Consider the following 18,948-nt stretch of genomic DNA (forward strand, 5'->3'; position numbering starts at 1 on the left):
TGATCCCTTCCCGAACTCAGAAGTGAAACCTCTTAGCGCTGATGGTAGTGTGGGGTTACCCATGTGAGAGTAAGTCATCGCCAGCTCATTATTCCAAACACCCCCATTCTAAAGAGTGGGGGTGTTTTTTTATACAGAATAAAGTCAAGTTTAATCCACTAAACAACAAATCTTTCCGATAACTAAAATAGATTATTAGGAATAGCTCGAAATAAATTTAATATTACTTTAAAGGAATAAATTACTATTTTTCTCATGAAATCCTGAGTCAATATATAGGATAAACCCTTACTATATGCTATAAATAGTAAATAGGCATGATTTTTGCTTGTTTTTTGGAAAGAGAAATATATGAAATTATCTGTTGGATTGAAAGTTGCGAATTCTCTATCGTTAACGCCTCAATTGCAGCAGGCAATCCGATTACTGCAGCTCTCAAGTTTAGAATTAGAGCAAGAAATTCAAATTCAATTAGATAGTAATCCATTACTTGAAAAAGTGGAAGACGAATCACTAGTAGAAAGTTTATCCACTTTAGAAAAAAAAGAAGCAGATGATCTTACGACAGAGTTAAATGCAAACCATTTACCAGATGACTTGCCTGTGGATACTGAGTGGGACGATATTTATACCCATCAGTCTACAGCTTTGGCTACTCCTGAATTTGAAGAGCGTGAGGATAATCGTCAAGTTCAGATGACACTTAAAGAGCATATGTTAGAACAAGTCAACTTACTGCACTTTTCTAAAATAGATCAGTTGATTGCTTATTGTATTGTGGATGCGTTAGACGATAAGGGATTTTTAGATGCTGAGGTAGAAGAGATTATCTTAGCTGTACAACATTTATTAAATGATATGGATGTTGAGGAAGAAGTCGAAGAAGATGAAGTCTTAGTTGTTTTAAAGCATATTCAACGCCTTGATCCAATTGGCATTGGGGCTCGTAATCTTGCTGAGTGCTTAAAAGTTCAGCTAGATTTTTTACCTAAAGAAACTGAATATCTAAAAGAAGCTAAAAATCTACTTCAATATTATGAATTATTGATTGCGAATGATCTCAATAAATTATTAAAGCAAACAGGTCTTTCTAAAGATCAGTTAAAGTTTGCAGTTGATTTATTAAAGACCTTAAAGCCTTATCCTGGTATGGATTTTGAAAAGCAAGAATCAGAATATCAAATTCCTGATGTAGTAGTTGCTAAGAAGGATTTACATTGGCAAGTCCAGTTAAATCCGGATGTTATGCCAAAACTAAGAATTAATTCTTTTTATTCGAGTATGATCCGCAGGGCTGATCAGAGTGATGATAATTTATATCTGCGTAATCAGATGCTTGAAGCCAAGAATTTTATAAAGAGTATTGATGAGCGACATAAAACTTTATTAAAAGTCGCTACTTGTATTGTTGAGCATCAAAAAGCATTTCTTGAAATAGGTCCTGAAGCAATGAAGCCGTTAGTACTAAGGGATGTTGCTGAAGAAGTCGAGTTGCATGAGTCTACCGTTTCTCGGGTTACAACAAATAAATACATGCTGACCCCACGAGGACTTTTTGAGTTGAAATATTTCTTTTCTAGTCATGTTGGAACAACAGCTGGAGGGGAGGCTTCCTCTACCGCAATTCGGGCTATGATTAAAAAGTTAGTTTCTAATGAAAATCCACGTAAACCGTTGTCTGATAATGCAATTGCTAATTTATTAAAAGATGAAGGGATAGAGGTAGCGAGAAGGACTGTAGCAAAATATCGTGAATCGTTACATATTCCATCGTCATCCGAAAGAAAAGTCTTGATCTAAATTTTGAAGTATGACTATTCTAGATATTCATTATGACGAAATAATGAAATTTCAATTTCACCAAGAGGAGTAGCTAAAATGATTTAATTGTCCCAAATCATCTTTTTTAGATTGCATTAAATCGTTTTAGTTCTTCTTTATATAACCCAAAAAGGTGAGGGATAGAATTATGCAAATAACGATTCGTGGACATCATTTAGCAATTACACCAGCTATAGAAGAAAATATTAAAGCAAAATTTAATCAGTTAACGAAACATCTTGATCAGGTGAATAGTATGCAGATTAAATTAACGAAAGATCATCAGATTGATAAGCGCTCACATAAAGGTAGCTCTAATCATGTGGCCGAAGCGATAGTCCGGTTACCTGGAATTGAACTATTTGCTCAAGCAACAGCAGATGATATGTATACTTCAATTAAAAAACTGACTGAAAAATTAAAAAAACAATTGTTAAAATATCGAAAAATGCAATGTACGTATTCACAAGTTGCTGTTTCTATTTAATAAGTTTTTAATAATTGTGAGAGGCTTGAAATATAGCCTCTTTTTTATTGATAAAATATAAACACGTACTGAATTCTTTGAAAAAGTTATAGTAAAATACTTCGTTTTACACCGTAGGTTGTGCCAGAGGTCTTTGCAATGAATAGTGAACAGCTCACTCAAATTTTAAAAGAAGCTTTTCCTGAAGCGGAAGTAGCGGTGAGCGGACAGGCTGGAAAATTTGACCTCCGTATTGTGGATGATCAATTTGAAGGTAAGCGTACTGTTGCCCGTCAACAAGCAGTTTATGCACCATTAAATACTTATATTGCAAGTGGCGAAGTCCATGCCGTAACAATTCGTGCGATGACCAAAGATGAATGGCGCAAAGCAAGCCTTTTCGGAGCTTAAATATTAATGGATAAATTTTTAATTACGGGCGGTGTTAAGCTCGAAGGGGAAGTACGCATTTCTGGTGCTAAAAATGCGGCTTTACCATTACTTGCGGCAATGATTCTTGCTGATTCTCCAATTACATTAACCAATGTTCCAAATCTTAAAGATGTAAATACTTTGGTGAAATTAATTGGTGGTTTAGGCGTCACGATCAGTTATGAGAACGATACCGTCAAAGCTGATACCTCTACTTTAGATAACCAGTTTGCTCCTTATGAGCTCGTCAAAACAATGCGTGCATCTATTTTGGTATTAGGACCATTATTGGCACGTTATGGAAATGCCAAGGTTTCGTTGCCTGGTGGATGTGCGATTGGCTCTCGACCTGTAGATCAACATTTAAAAGCCCTAGAAGCGTTGGGTGCGCATATCGAAGTTGAAAATGGTTATGTGCATGCAACTGTAGATGGTCGCCTCAAAGGTGGTGAAGTGATCTTCGATATGGTCACTGTAGGTGGTACCGAAAATATTTTAATGGCGGCTGCTTTAGCGGATGGTGTAACTACAATTCGTAATGCTGCGCGTGAGCCTGAAATTACTGATCTTGCTCAAATGCTTATTAAAATGGGCGCAAAAATTGAAGGTATAGATACAGATACACTTGTTGTTACTGGTGTTGAAAGTCTACATGGTTGTGAATACGCAGTTGTTGCAGACCGTATTGAAACGGGATCTTACTTAGCTGCAGCGGCTATTACTGGTGGTCGTGTAAAAACAACACATACAGATCCTTCATTACTTGAATCTGTTTTAGATAAATTTGAAGAAATGGGTGCTGAAGTCACCCGTGGTGATGACTGGATTGAATTAGATATGTTGGGTAAGCGTCCTAAAGCAGTAAGCTTTAGAACTTTACCTCACCCAGAATTTCCAACCGACATGCAAGCGCAAATTATGGCCGTAAATGCAATTGGTCGCGGATTTGCAACGATTTCTGAAACCATTTTTGAAAATCGTTTCATGCATGTTCCTGAATTGTCACGTATGGGTGCTAATATTCAGGTTGAAGGCCATGATGCTGTAGTGACTGGGGTTGAAAAATTACAAGCAGCTCCTGTAATGGCAACAGATTTGCGTGCTTCATTTTCTTTGGTTTTAGCAGCTTTGGTTGCTGAAGGTGATACAGTAATTGACCGTATTTACCATATTGACCGTGGTTATGAGCATGTCGAAGAGAAACTTCAAGGTTTAGGTGCCAGAATTAAGCGAGTAAGTTAATGAATGACGTAAGAAACGATGATCCTAATTTTGATGTAATGGGTAATTTTGATCATGGTTTGACCTTGGCACTGAGTAAAGGGCGTATTTTAAAAGAAACTTTACCTTTACTTGCAACAGCAGGTATTAACTTGCTTGAAGACCCGGAAAAATCTCGTAAGTTGATTTTTCCTACAACACATAAGCAAGTTCGTATTTTAATTTTACGTGCGTCTGATGTGCCAACCTACGTTGAAAATGGTGCAGCTGATTTAGGTGTAGCAGGTAAAGACGTACTTATGGAACATGGTGCTCAACATGTTTATGAGTTACTGGACTTACAGATTGCAAAATGTAAGTTAATGACTGCTGGTAAAGTAGGAATGGAACGTCCAAAAGGTCGTTTAAAAATTGCCACTAAGTACGTCAATCTAACACGTCAATACTATGCAAGCTTAGGTGAGCAGGTGGATGTTATTAAGCTTTATGGTTCTATGGAGCTAGCACCACTCGTTGGTTTAGGTGACTATATTGTTGACGTAGTTGATACTGGTAATACTTTACGAGCAAATGGGCTTGAACCATTAGAAGAAATTTGCAAAGTATCCTCACGTCTTATTGTTAATAAAGCGAGCTTTAAGCGTAAGCAAGTTTTATTAAATCCAATCATTTCCCAACTTGAACAAGCTGTTCAATCACGTTAAAAGTAATTTCCTATCATGCTTTTGCGATAGTTGTAGATATGATGCCCACAAGGCCTTAGAAAAAGAGTAAACTTGGTTTTTCTTTTTCGCCTTGTGGGTAAATTGATGCGACGTTTATCGACTCAAGATCAGAACTTCAAACAGGTTTTTGCAGAGCTTTTGGCTTTTGAAACCGTTAATGATCCTAATTTAGTTCAAACAGTAGATCAAATTATTGCTGATGTTCGTCAGCATGGTGATGATCATGTTCTAAAACTTACTCAACAGTTCGATCGACATCCAGCGCATCAATTTTCCGATCTAGAATTGTCTCAACAACAACTTAAAGCTGCATTTGATGGCTTAAATCAAGAGATTCGTGAAGCGCTGCAACTTGCGGCTGACCGTATCCGTACATTTCATGAAGCTCAGAAACAAGATAGCTGGACTTATGTAGATGATTTAGGTAACACCCTAGGACAAAAAGTGACTCCACTTGACCGTGTTGGTATTTACGTACCAGGTGGACTAGCATCTTATCCTTCATCTGTACTTATGAATGCAGTACCAGCACATGTGGCAGGTGTACCTGAAATCATTATGGTGGTACCTGCACCAAATGGTGAATTAAATCCATTAGTTCTTGCAGCAGCTTACCTTGCGGGAGTTAGCCGAGTATTTACTATTGGTGGGGCACAAGCTGTTGCCGCTCTAGCTTATGGCACTCAAACTGTTCCACGCGTAGATAAAATTACCGGACCTGGAAACCGATTTGTAGCAGCAGCTAAACGTGCTGTATTTGGTCAGGTCGGTATTGATATGATTGCAGGGCCTTCTGAAATTTTAGTATATGCAGAAGGAGTGAATAATGCTGAGTGGTTGGCGATGGATGTATTATCTCAAGCTGAACATGACACAGTCGCTCAAGCCATTTTCATTACTCCTGATGAAGCATTATTAGAAGCAGTAGAGTCTGCAATTGAAAAACACTTAAGTGAGTTGCCAAAAGCTGATATTGCACGTACATCGATTGAAAATCGCGGGGCGTTAGTTTTAGTAAAAGACCGAGCAGAAGCAGTTGATTTGATTAATCAGGTTGCACCAGAGCATTTGGAATTGTGTCTTGATGATGCCGAAGCAATGAGCCAAGACATTCGTCATGCAGGGGCAATCTTCATGGGACGCTATACACCTGAAGCAATTGGTGATTACTGTGCTGGGCCAAACCACGTATTACCAACATCTGGCACAGCTCGTTTCTCGTCACCACTGGGTGTATATGATTTTCAAAAGCGCTCTAGCTTGATCATGTGCTCAAAAGAGGGTGTAAAAACATTAGCTAAAACTGCTGATGTACTTGCTGTTCAAGAAAATCTTGATGCTCATGCACGCTCGGCTCGTTATCGTTATCAATAAGCTTTAAGCCTTGTAGAATTTTTAATGATTATTCAGGGCTGACTTTTCAGCCCTTTTTTGAGATAAGACTATGACTGTATCTACAGCACAAATGCGTTTTTGGAGTCCTGAGGTTCGTGAGTTGGAGCCTTATGTGCCAGGTGAACAACCTAAAATCCAGAATTTATTGAAATTAAATACCAATGAAAATCCCTATCCGCCATCACCAAAAGTAGTAGAAGCAGTTCAAGCTGTGCTACATGAACAAGCTGATGCTCTGCGTCTATATCCAGATCCAGATGCGACAGCATTAAAACAAGCAATTGCAAAACAACAGAATATTGATGTATCTCAAGTTTTTGTGGGTAATGGTTCTGATGAGGTATTGGCTCATATTTTTAAAGCATTTTTCCTTCAAGATGAGCCAATTCTGTATCCGGACATCACTTATAGTTTTTATCCAGTTTATAGCCAGTTTTTTGGAACAAAAACAAAAGAAATTCCACTTAATGAGAATTTCGAGATTGATGTCAAAGAATATGCACAACCCAATGGTGGCGTGATTATTACTAACCCTAATGCACCAACCAGTATTGCGCTCAGCTTGGCAGAGATTGAACAAGTACTACAAGCCAATCCAGATCGTGTGGTTGTGATTGATGAAGCTTATGTTGATTTTGGTGCTGAGTCAGCTGTAAGTTTGGTAAACCGTTATGAAAATCTTGTGGTGTGCCAAACAACTTCAAAGTCTCGTTCTTTGGCTGGTTTACGCGTCGGATTTGCGATTGCTCAGTCACACTTGATTGCAGCACTTGAAGCGGTAAAAAATAGTTTTAATTCATATCCAATTGATCGCTTCGCTATTGCAGCAGCTGTTGCTTCTTTTGAAGATCAAGCTTATTTTGAAGAGCAGTGTCAAAAAGTTATTACAAGTCGAGAAAAACTGGTTAGTGATTTAACTGAACTTGGCTTTAATGTTTTGCCATCAAAAGCGAATTTTATTTTTGCTTCACATTCGCAATATGATGCTGCGCAATTAGCCCAGAAGTTGCGTGAGCAGGGCATTATTGTCCGTTATTTCAATAAGCCTCGCATTAATCAGTTTTTACGTATTACGGTCGGAACAGATGAGCAAAATGCACGTTTAGTTCAAACTTTGAAGCAAGATATTCTTTAAAATTTATTCTGCTGTGCTGTTCATCAAGTTCAGCATAGCAGAGATTTTATCTAAGCTTTCTTGATATTCAGCCTCAGCCTCTGAAGCGATAGTAATACCGCCACCTGCCCAAATAGAGAGCTGGTTTTGATATTGTTGAAAGCTACGAATCAGAATATTCCAACGTCCAGTACCCTCAAAATTAAAATACCCCAAAGTCCCGCAATATGCTCCTCTTGGCGCACCTTCTAACTCTTCAATAATTTGCATTGCTCGAATTTTAGGGGCACCAGTAATTGAGCCTCCTGGTAAAGCACTAAGCAACATTTGCATAGGATTAATATCATTTTTAAGTGTAGCCGTAACTTCACTTACCATATGGTGAACTTGATTGAAGCTTTCAATTTCGAATAATTTTGTTGTTTTTACCGAACCTGTATTGGCATAAATGCTCAAATCATTACGTAATAAATCAACGATCATGACATTTTCGGCCTGATCTTTTTGAGAGTTTTTTAAGGTTTGCTTTGAAAGCAAATCTTGTTCTTTATTTTCGTAACGAGGCATTGTGCCTTTAATTGGTCGGGTTTTTATTTGCTTATCTGTATTAAATTCAATAAATAATTCAGGAGAGCAACTTAATAACTCAAACTCTTTTAATTTTAAATAACCAGAATATGGAGCATTTGTTAAATTCCATAAAGCTTCTGCTTTATTTAATAATGTACCTGTAAAAGTTGTATTAAACTCTTGTGTCAGATTAATTTGATAACAATCTCCTGCTTTAATATATTCTTGTATTTTGTGGAAAGCAGTTAAATATTTATTTTTAGACCAGCGCGGTTGAATATTTTGTTCTATTTTAAAGTTATTTTTGTTTGAGCTGTTATAAGGTTTTTTTAATAGTTCTATAATACAATTAAAAATTTCTATAGCATTAGTTTCATCACTAAAAAAGTACCATTCATTATTTATATTTTTAAGAAAAGAAGAATAAGAACCTATAAATAAAGAGGGCTGTTTATGTATTTGATTATTTATAAATTGATTCGCAGAAAAGTCATAACTAATAAAACCAATATAACCTCCATTGAAGCTTATTTTTTCTTTACTTTTATTTTTTAGTTTTTCATCGTGAAATTGAGTAAATGCTAAAAGACTTTGTGTGTGAGAGGATTTTTCGTAACGATTTAGATCAGTTTTATCAAATAATTTTTTTTGATTATTTTGAATAATTAAGTATTTTTTTGGCAAAAAACCAATAATTGGGTTGTTATCATCATGAAGATATACAAGTCCAATTAACTTTTCTAATTTTTTTAAAATATCGGCAGCCGATTGATAGCTTTCTAAAGAGATTTTTTTCTTTAACTGTGACATTTTAAACATGTAAGCGCTTGGAAGAGGTGACATAGTTTACTACAAGTTCCAGCCCATCAGACGGATGAGTCGAAAGAGTTTAATATTTCGTGGAAAAAATAACCGAATAATATCTCAGTTTTAAAGACAATTTATAAGCGTGATCAGGCAGTCAGCATCTGTACCGTTTGTCGGGTAATTGGCAAAAAATGCATTACAGTAGTTGAACAAAAATTAACGTAGCTGTAATTTAGTAATTGCTAAGCAAAACTACTCAAGGATTGGAAGTTTCGGTTGCCATAAAAGAAAAATGCAATTTGAGACAGTAAGAGTGGTTAAGTCAAAAAATAAATGCTCTTGGGAGAGTGCTCAATGAAAATGTTTACTAAACTTGCTTTAGTTTCTTCTTTAGCTATCAGTGCAAATGCAATGGCAATGCAATCAATGGATGATGCAGCGCTTAGTGCTGCTACAGGTCAAGATGGTATTAATATTGGTATTGCTTTGGGTTCTGGTGGTATTTCTATCGATAAGCTATACCTACATGATAATGATGGTTTAGCAACATCCACAGGTATTACAGGGTCTTCAGGTACAGCGGGTTCAATCGCAATTAGTGGTGTTACTGTAACTCAAAAAGGTACAGGAAACCTTTTAGATTTAAAAATTGATACAAACGGTGCTTCAGGCTCAAACGGTGCTTTCTTAAACGTTGCAGCAACAGTGGGCGCAGTTGATGTACATGTAGGTTCAATTGGCGTAGGTACTTCTGGTACATTAAATACGACTACTGCTGTACGTGGTATTACTGAAACAGCTCCAACTGAAATTATTTCTGGCTTAGATTTATCTTTGGGTCAAATTTCTGCAAATGTTCAGTTAGGTTCAACTCCGCAAGGCGCGATGATCAAAGTGAACTCTAGCTTACAAGGTGGTTTAACACTATCTAACTTCGGTATTAATGATGCTGCTGGTGGTGGTAAAATTGTCCTAGACAAAGTAATGGTTCGTGGTTCAGGTAATACAACTGGTGACTTGGATGTAAATGCGAACATTTCTGTTGTTCCTACAGGTTTACGTATCCAGAATAACAGTACACAAGGTATGAACGTTTATGCACAGGGCGTACACCTAGGTGCAGCGGGTAATGCTTCAATTGGTGATTTAGAAATCCAAGGTTTAAATGTAGGAACGTCTACAATTACTATTTCTGGTCACTAATTTAAAGTCTGATAAAAAGCGCGTTTATACGCGCTTTTTTATTTATCTTAATAAAATTCAATCTTAATCTTTTCTATTTAAATAATATTAGCTCATATAATAAGAAAGAATATAAAACATTTGAAATGAGAATTAATTATCAGTTTATAAATGTAAAACTATGCATTCATCAAAAAGATTAAAAAAAAGCTGTTTTTTACAAAAAAAAAAGGTATCTTCAACACACAGGGATGTAGAGCTATTGCTCTAAGAATAAAATGAATAAGGCCGGTTAGGCCACCATTTAGACCAAGTGCTTATGTTAGAGATAGTTTTAGGCTCAGCATTGATGTATTACTTTGCGACAGAAGCCTTCGAAATAGAAAAAAAGCCGCCGGGAACTGTTTATTATACAGAGACTGCCGATTCACGTAATTTATCATTCCATAGAAACCATATTGAACCTGTCACAATAAAACCGGCTGTAGAAGATCAGTTTCGTGGCATTGTTCGACAAGCCTATGATTATAGTTGTGGTTCTGCTGCACTTACGACTTTATTAAATGGCTATGTTGGAACAAGTTTAACTGAACAGCAAACAATGAGTGGCTTGCTTCAGTATGGTGAATATCAACGTATTATTGAGCGCCGAAGTTTCTCATTACTTGATATGAAGCGTTTTGTCACAGCAATTGGCTTGGACAGTGGCGGTTATCGAGGTGAGTTTTCTGATTTAGTTAAACTAGGTCAGCCTGCAATTGTGCCTATTTCTTATGCAGGTTTTAAACATTTTGTCGTATATAAAGCTTATAAAGATGGAAGAGTATATGTAGCTGACCCTGCTTTAGGGAATATCAGCTTTGATGAAAGTCGTTTTAAACAAATTTGGGATAATAATACTTTATTTGTTATTTCTGTTCCTGAATCACAGCGTAAAGATTTATTGGCATTAAAAGATGCAGATATGCGTCATGTAGAAGATGCTACGGTCAATAGATATGCTTTTGTTGATGTTCAATATCCAGCATTTAACTTTGATCGTTTAGCAAATAAAGCTTCAACCATGAGACGTGTACTAGATAACGATAATCATTCGCCGACATATGGACAGCCGATAGAAACCTATATGCGTCTTTATTACAAACGCAAATAGTCAATTTTAAAGTTAGTAAAATAAATAAATTGGGTAGGAAAAACATGAATAATCGATGGATGAAGATGAGTGTGTTGGCCTTAAGTATGAGTGCCATTACAGGGACAATCTATGCCGAAGATCAAGTACAGCAAACACAAGTATCTGGTACGAATCAGACTGTAACAGAGGGAATAGAAAGCTCTGCTTCTTCAGAAGCTACTAGTTCTGGTTCAGTCTCAACAGATAATACTACGCAAACATTGAATGCAGTAGATACAAATGCTGTAGCCCCAGCTTCGAATAGTGAGGCACATCAAGCTGCAAGTGCATTACAGAAAAAAGAAGGGGATGCTAGTCAGGAGACAAACTTACAAGAAGTATTTACTTCAAATGAACGTCAATATTCTTTGATTAAGAAGGGCGTGATTTCTTCTTACTATGACCTTGATTACACTTATTATCGTGATGCTCGTATTGATTTAGCCTTATCGGATAATTCTTCTCAACTTAACCGTTTACGTGTTGAAGAAGATGCTAACCACACATTAACGAATAGTTTTACTTTCCAATATGGGGTATTAGATAACTTAACGTTGTCTGCAACTCTTCCTTTTGTTGCTAAGTCTGAGATTATTAAAGATAAAACAACAGCTGGTTTAGGGGATATTTCTTTTGGTGCACGCTGGGAACCTTTTCCATTAAAGCAAGGCCGTTTACCACTCGTTCTTTTTGGTAGCGTATCAACTAAAACAGGTGATAGTCCTTATGAAATTGGTATAGATGAGCTGTCAACAGGTAAGGGATATTACTCGGTTGGTGTAGGGGCGAGTACTCGAAAATATATTGATCCAGTTGTTCTCTTCGCTTCTGCATCTGCCAACTATGGATTTAAAGAAAGTGGTCTTAATCAAGCCCGAGGTTCACGCATTTTAGAATCTTTTGATCCAGGTATCAGTGGCGGTTTCTCATTTGGTTTTGCCTATTCATTTAACTATGACGTGTCTTTGACGATGTCATATCAGCAAAGTTTTAATACAAATGCTGAATTTCAATTTAACAATGGTGAGTCTTATAAGTCACCAGATCAAAGTAGTGGAATGTTATCTTTTGCTTTAGGTGTTCGCGTTTCACCTGAAACGATTGTTAATGGTACTGTTGGTATTGGTTTAACCGAAGATGCACCAGATATTTCTCTTGGTTTGTCGTTCCCGTTAGATATTTTAGGTTTTAACAAAAAACAAAAATAAGGAGATAAGCAGGTGAAATATCCTAAATTATGTCCTTTAACGGCGGCAATTGTTATCTCCGGTTTTTCTAGCTTTGCCAATGCTCAATTAGGACAAAACCTAGCTGTTGATATTCGTTCACTATCAATGGGGAATGCTGTAACTGCAGACCCTCCTGGTATTAGTGCAGTTCACTTTAACCCTGCAGCCTTAGCAAAAATTGATGGGCTGCAAACAGATGTGCAAGGGATTCTTGCTAACTTTGATATTAAGCGTGAGTTCTCTGCTCCCCCTGGTTATAACATTTTTGGTTATTCAGATGACCCTCTCGTTTGTAATGATGGTCCGGAAGTTTCTGCCAATATTTGTACAGATTTTAAAGGAACAGTTCATGGTGATGTCGAGTACGCAAGTCTATATGTGCCTATCCTTAAAAAAATGGTTGATCTCGGAGCAGGGTATCCTCTAGTTGCTCCTACTGCCGGAATTGCATATAAACCACCAGGCTCGAAAGTTACTTACGCAACAGCAATATACGCGCCGTTAGTAGCAGGGTTTGGAGCAGAGAATGGTAATCCTGGTAATTACATGGGTAAGCAAGTTGCTGTAGAACGGATCACTTATTTATCCCCATCGTTTGGTTATCAGGTAAATGATCATTTATCAATTGGTGCTTCTATAGGGATGTCCTATAACGCAATCGCATTAAATACTGATCTACGTTTTCCAAATGAGATGATTGGTGTATTGCGTATGGTTGATGATGTGGTATGTGCACCCTTCAAAGACAATAACGATATGATTACCGATCTATTGTTATTGGGAATTTGTAATACAAAAGAAGGTATGAATCCATTTGGTAAAATGGGTTCATTGCAAGTTTCGTTAGAACAATCATTAAGCCCAAGTTATAACCTGGGTTTACTCTGGGAACCAACAGATGATTTTGGTTTTGGTATGGTCTATCAAAGTGCTGCCAAGATGCGTTTAAAAGGCAAATACATGATTGATAATGCCAGAGCACCTCAAGAATTAATCAAAGGTCTTAACTCATCAGCTACGGGTCAAATTTTAGCTGCCATTCTCGGATTACCGGGTTATGTTCCTGATACTGAGTCTGGTTTAGTTGCAATGGATCTCGAGTACCCAGCACATTTCCAAGCAGGTATCAAATATAAAATATTACCAGATTTACAAGTTAACTTTGATGTGGGATGGACCGATTATTCTGCTTGGGATAAATTTAAGTTTGAATTTGATCGTCAAATTACGTTATTAAAAGTGGCTAAGCTTTTATCTAATGACGTTACCGATAATTCATTATCATTGCCACTGAAATTTACCTCGCCGTGGAGCTGGGGGATTGGTTTTGAATATTCAGCAACTGATCGTTTGAAATTAAGAGCAGGTTATGAGCCTCGTGCCAGTTCGATACCTGATGATAAACGTAATACCATGGTCCCGATCAATAATGCACAATTATTCGGTCTTGGGGTGGGGTACCGTTTTGATGCGGATACTGATCTAGACCTTTCAGTGGGTTTCTTACGTAGTCGTGATAATATTCGAGCTTGTACGAGTACATTATCAAACAAGTGTGGTGTCGATAATATTTTATTAAACCCTTATTCTGGTTTAGATGTAAAAACGAATACAAAAGTTACAATACTTGGTTTGAGCTATAGAACAAAATGGTAAAACAATATAAAAGGATGTTTCGACCTAGATTTGCTATCTCAACTTTATGTGTTGCGATAGCAAGCATTTCTGTATCTTATGCAGATGGGTTCTATACAATCATTGGTCCAGATGGCCGACCAATGATTGTGCCGAGTAAAAAAGTTGAACAGAAGCAATCAAATATTAAAGTCGAAGCACCGAAGCAAGTTGCGCAGCCTAAATCTGTCGTTATACCTGTTCAAGAATTACCTAGTGAAAATTCTCATAATTCCAAAGAACCTAAAAAGTTTGAATCACGCGTTACAAAAAAATTAAATACTGCACCGACTGCACCGACTGCACCGACTGCACCGACTGCACCGACTGCACCGACTGCACCGACTGCACCGACTGTACCGACTGTACCGACTGCACCGATTGCACCGACTCAAGAGCCTCCTTTAACAGTTAGTAAAACTCAGAAGAATGAAGTTAAAAAGCAAACTAATACTGTTAAGGAAGAAAGTACCCCAGCTAAAATTCCTTCATCTGTACCAAGTGCTTCACAAGCTGTTTCAACTCAAAATTCGCTAAATGATCCATCTAAATTTACGAGTGTTGATGGCGTAGAGTATGTAAATAATGAATATCTTGAAGACCAAGAGTTTAATCTTGAAGGCAAAAAACGCTTTTATGTTATGCCGGATGGTTTAGGACGAACAGAGTTTATTGAGCGGAAAAAGGGTGTAAGTAAATCTACATTAGAACAGTTTTTTAATAAACAATCTCAAGATGATCAAGCAGTGATTGTTTTAGCTCCAACCTATATACGTCTGTCTCAAAAAGAATTAGAAACAACTTTTGAGCAAGATAAGTGTTTTGTTCAAGGCTACAAAAAGTCAATCAAAGTGCTTGGATCTAAAAAAGAAGTAAATTTATGGCCTCGTAAGCCATTAAAAGAAAAGTTTGAATACGAGCTAGTAAAACTAGATCCGTCTGTACAACATTTACAGCTTATGTCATTTGCAGCAAATAACTCTACGCCTCTATATTATTGGCCTTTAGCTATATTTTTAGATGAGAAGGGTTGTATTTTAGAGGGTGCAAGTGGTTTCAAGAGCAAGTCTTATCCTTCTACGATATTACAACATGCATCCATTCAAGGTACTTTAAAAGTACCGCCTCATGCACGTTATATGATGTTAACTCCGTTATCTTCCTCTGTAGATGTAGCAGAACATGAGTTATCTAATCAGGGACAGATTCAAATTTCAGTATTACGTTAAAAATAAGTAGGGTATCTAATGAATAAAAAATTATTATGGCCTTTTGCATTAACCACATTGGCAATGATGCTGAATGGTTGTGGCGGTGGTAGCTCGACAATTAATGAAGATCCAAGCTCTGGTAGCAATAACGGAAACTTATCTTCTGGCAGTTGTACACCGACCACAAGTAATATTGGTGCAGAAGATACAACTTGTTTACAATTTGCTTTAGATTATCCGATAGCTGGTATTAATTTTGATTGTAGCTCGGCTACAAATTTTCATTATGCTACAAAATTTTCAGGAAATGCTGTAATTGGATCATGTAAAGTTGGTGATACAGCACGTTTTTATATTCAAAGTAAAGATAATAAAAAGGTTTACTTAGGAAACGTTAATCTTGATACAGTTGGAAAATTTACTTCTGTTAATCCTAATACCAAGCAAAGTAATCCTATATATTTAAGAATACTAGATTTAGCAAGTGGAATTACAGGAAAAACACCAGCAAGCTTAGATAAAAATGATGAAACTATTAAAGTAGCAATTGCTTTAGTAAAAATTTTTCAAAGCATTGGTGTAGAAAATAGCGATAATGTCATCGGTGATATACAGCCAACTCAACTTACAGATACCAAAAAAGATCAACTTACGAAGATTTCTCAGAGTATAACAGCTACCGAATTTCAGAACGGAGCTTATGCAAACATTTTGAAACCATGGTTAGATCTAGACCAAATTTCTGATGATGAAGCATATAGGCTTTTAGTACAAACAACTAATTTAAGTAATGCAGGTGTTCTCCAAGCATTCAATTTATTTCTTAACTCCTCAGTAATACTTCAAGATTATCAAGTGTTTAATGGGTGTAATAGAGCTACACGAGAAGAATGTTTTAATAATACACTTAACTTACATCATTCAACAGATGATCTTTATTTATTATCGGATCGTCAAGGCTATACGCTAGGATATGGACTACAGTGGAAGGGAAATGCTATTGTAATAGATAACAAAGTACAGAATCCTTATTTGTTAACCTCAAAAGTTAAACCAGCTAAACTCAATGTAAATGCACAAAATAATTGGTTAAACCCAGTTAGTCGAGAAGTTCAGTCAACTACACCACTCCGTTTGAGTTTTTCTAATAATCCAAGTGAAGATTTACAGATTTATCAGGGAAAATTCTTTAATGATTATGCATTAGCAGGCACAGAGGCATTCTATAAATCCTTAACAAAACTCAATACAGGTAATCCGCAGCATTATGGGCTCTGGCGTCAAAATGTGGATGGGGATAGCTACAATGGTATATTGAGTATTATTAAAAGTAGCCCTATTAGTTATCTAGAGAGAAATGTTTTTAGAACATCTGGTAATGTAAAAACAGGCGAAAATTATATTTTTCCTCTTTATGCTACTTTGACATTCAATTTTTCAGATACCACTATTCAACCTGTAAATTTAGGTATTGTAATTGATGAGCATGGAGATATTCGTACTGATATTAAACCAAATTCAACATCAACTGACATGTCGGGCCAATGTGCTACAGTATCAGATGAAAGCTTAGTTGATAGTAATGGTGTGCAACAATATCGAATTGGTACTACAGCAGCGACAGTTAATGACCCTTTAAATGCTGATCAATCTATATATGTCCGTATGATTTTATCTAATACTAAATTTGCCAATATCGATGGTGTTATGGTTGGGCTGACTTTTGTAGGAGTTTCTCCAGGCCCTGCAAAATTGAATCTATTTAACTTATTGGCAAATAAGGTAGATAGTACAAGCATAGATTTTGATAATAATACTCCTTGGTATAATCAATATGCGGCTGCTCAGGATAGTTATAATAAGCTTGATAAAGTAACACCTACTGAAGATGATAAAGCTTTAGCCAAACGCAAATTGGGTACAGTCACAATTAAACTGGCTGATCAGTCTATTCCAGCATGTAAAGCAATCAAAATTAAATCTTAATTAAACAAAATAAAAAGACCGCAAATGCGGTCTTTTTATTAATTAAATTATTAACCTGTATGGTCTAAACGAGTTCCTAGCGTTTCTAGATGCGTTGGAAAAACTTGTTTTTTACGGTCTTCAAAATAATGTCTTAAAGTGTGTTCAACACTAGGAAATGCAAGTTCACCCCATGGAATTTCATGCTCTTCAAACAGACGACTCTCGATGCTTTCTTCACCTGCACCAAAAATGCCATCTTTCAGCTGCGCTTTGAAAAGTACATAAATTTGACCAATACGAGGAATATTGTACATGCAGTAAAGTTGTTCTATTTCAATCTCGGCTTCTGCTTCTTCACGAGTTTCACGTGCTGCACCTTGTTCCATGGTTTCGAACAATTCCATGTAACCAGCAGGCAAAGTCCACAAGCCATAACGAGGTTCAATTGCACGACGACAGAGTAATACTTTGTCTTCCCATAACGCTAAGGCACCGCAGATTACTTTGGGGTTTTCATAGTAAATATTGCCACAATGAGTACAAACACGGCGTACTTTATGATCACCTAAAGGAATTTTTTGTTCGGTTTTATGCCCACACGCTACACAGAAACTCATAATTATCATCGAGTATAGAGATGACTCAGCATAACTGAATTTTTAGACTTACGCATCAACTCTATTCCCTAAGTTTTATTTTCAGATATGATGAAAAGAGAGACAGAATAATAGGTGAAAGGTATGGAAGAGCACTTGCTAACACAAAAGTTACAGCAAAGATTGCGCTTTTCCACCCGCATACAAGAAGCACAAGCTGCGGTACTTATTGCGATTACAAATGAAAATAATCCTAAAGTACTACTCACACGCCGTTCAATACATATGAACAATCATGCGGGAGAGGTTTCTTTTCCGGGTGGAAAGCGTGACCCCAGTGATACCAGTAATATTGTTGTAGCGCTAAGAGAAGCTCAAGAAGAAACAGCCTTAAACCCGTTTGATGTGCAGTTGTTAGGTGATTTGCCGATGCAGCGCGCAAGAAGTGGGCTGTCTGTAAAACCGATTGTTGGGCTTATTCCACCAGAGGTTCATTTAATACCTCAGCCTACTGAAATTGATCGAATTTTCTTTGTGCCCTTACAGCAACTTATAGAGACGCGTCCGACACCATACGAAGTTCGATATGCTCATCAGTCTTTGTATTTTCCAAGCTTGCAGATTGATAATGAAATTATTTGGGGTTTAACTGCTCGTATGTTGGTGGCTCTATTTAAATATGGATTAGGTTATCAAAAGGAATGGCCATTTTTACTCAACTCACCTACATTTGGAATGCCAAAATTTTCTCATAAAAAATAAAGATCAGGATTGATAAATTATGATGTATAGCTATCAAGGACAGCACCCAAAAGCATTATATGAGCCATGGGATGGCTGGGTTGCTCCAACCGCAACGCTTATTGGACAAGTAGAATTAGGCCGTCAGGTCAGTATTTGGTTTGGAGCGGTAGTACGTGCTGATAACTGTGTCGTTCGGATTGGTAATTTTTCTAATATTCAAGAAAACTCGGTATTACATACCGATGCAGGCCTTGAACTAAATATTGGTGAATATGTCACGGTCGGACATAAAGTCATGCTGCATGGTTGTACGATTGGTGATAATAGCCTGATTGGTATGAACGCCGTCATTTTAAATCGGGCTGTGATTGGTAAAAATTGTATTATCGGTGCTAATGCTTTAATACCAGAAGGTAAAGTGATTCCAGATAACTCAGTAGTGATGGGTTCACCAGGAAAAATTGTGAAAACTTTGGATGAAGATGGCGCGGCAAAAATACGTTTGAGCGCACTACATTATGCTGAACACTTTAAAAGCTATGCTGATTTAAAAGAATTTCACTTTTAAAATTTTAGTAAGATATTTTCTATGCCAAGCACTCGCTTGGCATTTTTATTT

At 36.8% G+C, this 18,948-nt stretch carries 17 protein-coding genes and 1 rRNA gene; 16 read left to right on the plus strand and 2 right to left on the minus strand.

The features are described from left to right. From rrf to hisC, 8 genes are all read left to right on the plus strand, one after another. Window positions 1–86: ribosomal RNA gene (rrf, locus tag AC1PJ9_RS03325) — 5S ribosomal RNA — on the plus strand; the annotation flags it as partial. A 265-nt stretch (window positions 87–351) separates the two neighbouring features. Continuing rightward, entirely contained in the window at window positions 352–1,800 is a 1,449-nt protein-coding gene (locus AC1PJ9_RS03330; RefSeq protein WP_311086375.1) for an RNA polymerase factor sigma-54, read from the plus strand. Between the two features lie 169 nt (window positions 1,801–1,969). Continuing rightward, a complete protein-coding gene (gene hpf / locus AC1PJ9_RS03335) occupies window positions 1,970–2,308 on the plus strand; it encodes a ribosome hibernation-promoting factor, HPF/YfiA family (protein ID WP_001167461.1) in 339 nt (112 codons plus the stop codon). Window positions 2,309–2,446: 138 nt separating this feature from the next. After that, a complete protein-coding gene (ibaG, locus tag AC1PJ9_RS03340) occupies window positions 2,447–2,698 on the plus strand; it encodes a BolA family iron metabolism protein IbaG (RefSeq protein WP_002050455.1) in 252 nt (83 codons plus the stop codon). 6 nt (window positions 2,699–2,704) lie between these two features. After that, window positions 2,705–3,961, plus strand: a complete 1,257-nt coding sequence (murA, locus tag AC1PJ9_RS03345) for a UDP-N-acetylglucosamine 1-carboxyvinyltransferase (RefSeq protein WP_263612967.1) — start codon at window positions 2,705–2,707, stop codon at window positions 3,959–3,961. Beyond that, window positions 3,961–4,644 (plus strand): ATP phosphoribosyltransferase, encoded by a 684-nt coding sequence (hisG, locus tag AC1PJ9_RS03350; RefSeq protein ID WP_068934120.1) that lies wholly within the window; start codon window positions 3,961–3,963, stop codon window positions 4,642–4,644. Before murA ends, hisG begins: the two co-directional genes overlap by 1 nt. Window positions 4,645–4,749: 105 nt before the next feature. Beyond that, window positions 4,750–6,039: a histidinol dehydrogenase gene (gene hisD, locus AC1PJ9_RS03355; protein ID WP_311086376.1), complete on the plus strand. Its 1,290-nt coding sequence runs from the start codon at window positions 4,750–4,752 to the stop codon at window positions 6,037–6,039. Window positions 6,040–6,109: 70 nt separating this feature from the next. Continuing rightward, the gene (gene hisC, locus AC1PJ9_RS03360) at window positions 6,110–7,195 is read left to right on the plus strand and encodes a histidinol-phosphate transaminase (RefSeq protein ID WP_311086377.1); all 1,086 of its coding nucleotides are present in this window, start codon (window positions 6,110–6,112) and stop codon (window positions 7,193–7,195) included. Window positions 7,196–7,198: 3 nt separating this feature from the next. Here the strand turns inward: hisC and AC1PJ9_RS03365 are convergent, their stop codons facing one another. Continuing rightward, on the minus strand, window positions 7,199–8,587 hold the full coding sequence (locus AC1PJ9_RS03365; RefSeq protein WP_409070583.1) for an anthranilate synthase component I family protein: 1,389 nt from the start codon (window positions 8,585–8,587) through the stop codon (window positions 7,199–7,201). 318 nt (window positions 8,588–8,905) lie between these two features. Between AC1PJ9_RS03365 and filA the strand changes: the two genes are divergently transcribed. From filA to filF, 6 genes are all read left to right on the plus strand, one after another. After that, the gene (gene filA, locus AC1PJ9_RS03370) at window positions 8,906–9,754 is read left to right on the plus strand and encodes a putative pilus system protein FilA (protein ID WP_311070510.1); all 849 of its coding nucleotides are present in this window, start codon (window positions 8,906–8,908) and stop codon (window positions 9,752–9,754) included. A 298-nt stretch (window positions 9,755–10,052) separates the two neighbouring features. Further along, window positions 10,053–10,886, plus strand: coding sequence for a putative pilus system C39 family peptidase FilB (gene filB, locus AC1PJ9_RS03375; RefSeq protein ID WP_017393200.1), 834 nt, complete (start codon window positions 10,053–10,055; stop codon window positions 10,884–10,886). A gap of 44 nt (window positions 10,887–10,930) precedes the next feature. Continuing rightward, a complete protein-coding gene (filC, locus tag AC1PJ9_RS03380) occupies window positions 10,931–12,115 on the plus strand; it encodes a putative pilus system protein FilC (RefSeq protein ID WP_263612972.1) in 1,185 nt (394 codons plus the stop codon). Between the two features lie 12 nt (window positions 12,116–12,127). Next, complete coding sequence (gene filD / locus AC1PJ9_RS03385) at window positions 12,128–13,792, plus strand: putative pilus system OmpP1/FadL family transporter FilD (RefSeq protein ID WP_263612973.1); 1,665 nt, start codon at window positions 12,128–12,130, stop codon at window positions 13,790–13,792. Between the two features lie 14 nt (window positions 13,793–13,806). Further along, on the plus strand, window positions 13,807–15,039 hold the full coding sequence (gene filE, locus AC1PJ9_RS03390) for a putative pilus assembly protein FilE (protein WP_479762706.1): 1,233 nt from the start codon (window positions 13,807–13,809) through the stop codon (window positions 15,037–15,039). 18 nt (window positions 15,040–15,057) lie between these two features. Beyond that, window positions 15,058–17,007: a putative pilus system protein FilF gene (gene filF / locus AC1PJ9_RS03395; protein WP_311086364.1), complete on the plus strand. Its 1,950-nt coding sequence runs from the start codon at window positions 15,058–15,060 to the stop codon at window positions 17,005–17,007. A 50-nt stretch (window positions 17,008–17,057) separates the two neighbouring features. Here filF and AC1PJ9_RS03400 read toward each other — a convergent pair whose 3' ends face one another. Beyond that, window positions 17,058–17,606 carry an NUDIX hydrolase gene (locus AC1PJ9_RS03400; protein WP_311086365.1) on the minus strand — a complete coding sequence of 183 codons (549 nt, stop codon included), beginning with the start codon at window positions 17,604–17,606 and terminating at the stop codon, window positions 17,058–17,060. Window positions 17,607–17,720: 114 nt separating this feature from the next. Here AC1PJ9_RS03400 and AC1PJ9_RS03405 point away from each other — a divergent pair, with 114 nt between their 5' ends. Together AC1PJ9_RS03405 and AC1PJ9_RS03410 are read left to right on the plus strand one after the other, a co-directional pair. Continuing rightward, complete coding sequence (locus AC1PJ9_RS03405; protein WP_081400259.1) at window positions 17,721–18,347, plus strand: CoA pyrophosphatase; 627 nt, start codon at window positions 17,721–17,723, stop codon at window positions 18,345–18,347. Between the two features lie 22 nt (window positions 18,348–18,369). Then, window positions 18,370–18,897 (plus strand): gamma carbonic anhydrase family protein, encoded by a 528-nt coding sequence (locus tag AC1PJ9_RS03410; protein WP_100192904.1) that lies wholly within the window; start codon window positions 18,370–18,372, stop codon window positions 18,895–18,897. Window positions 18,898–18,948: the final 51 nt, after the last annotated feature.

The sequence above is a fragment of the Acinetobacter sp. 70_2 genome (genome assembly GCF_056736115.1).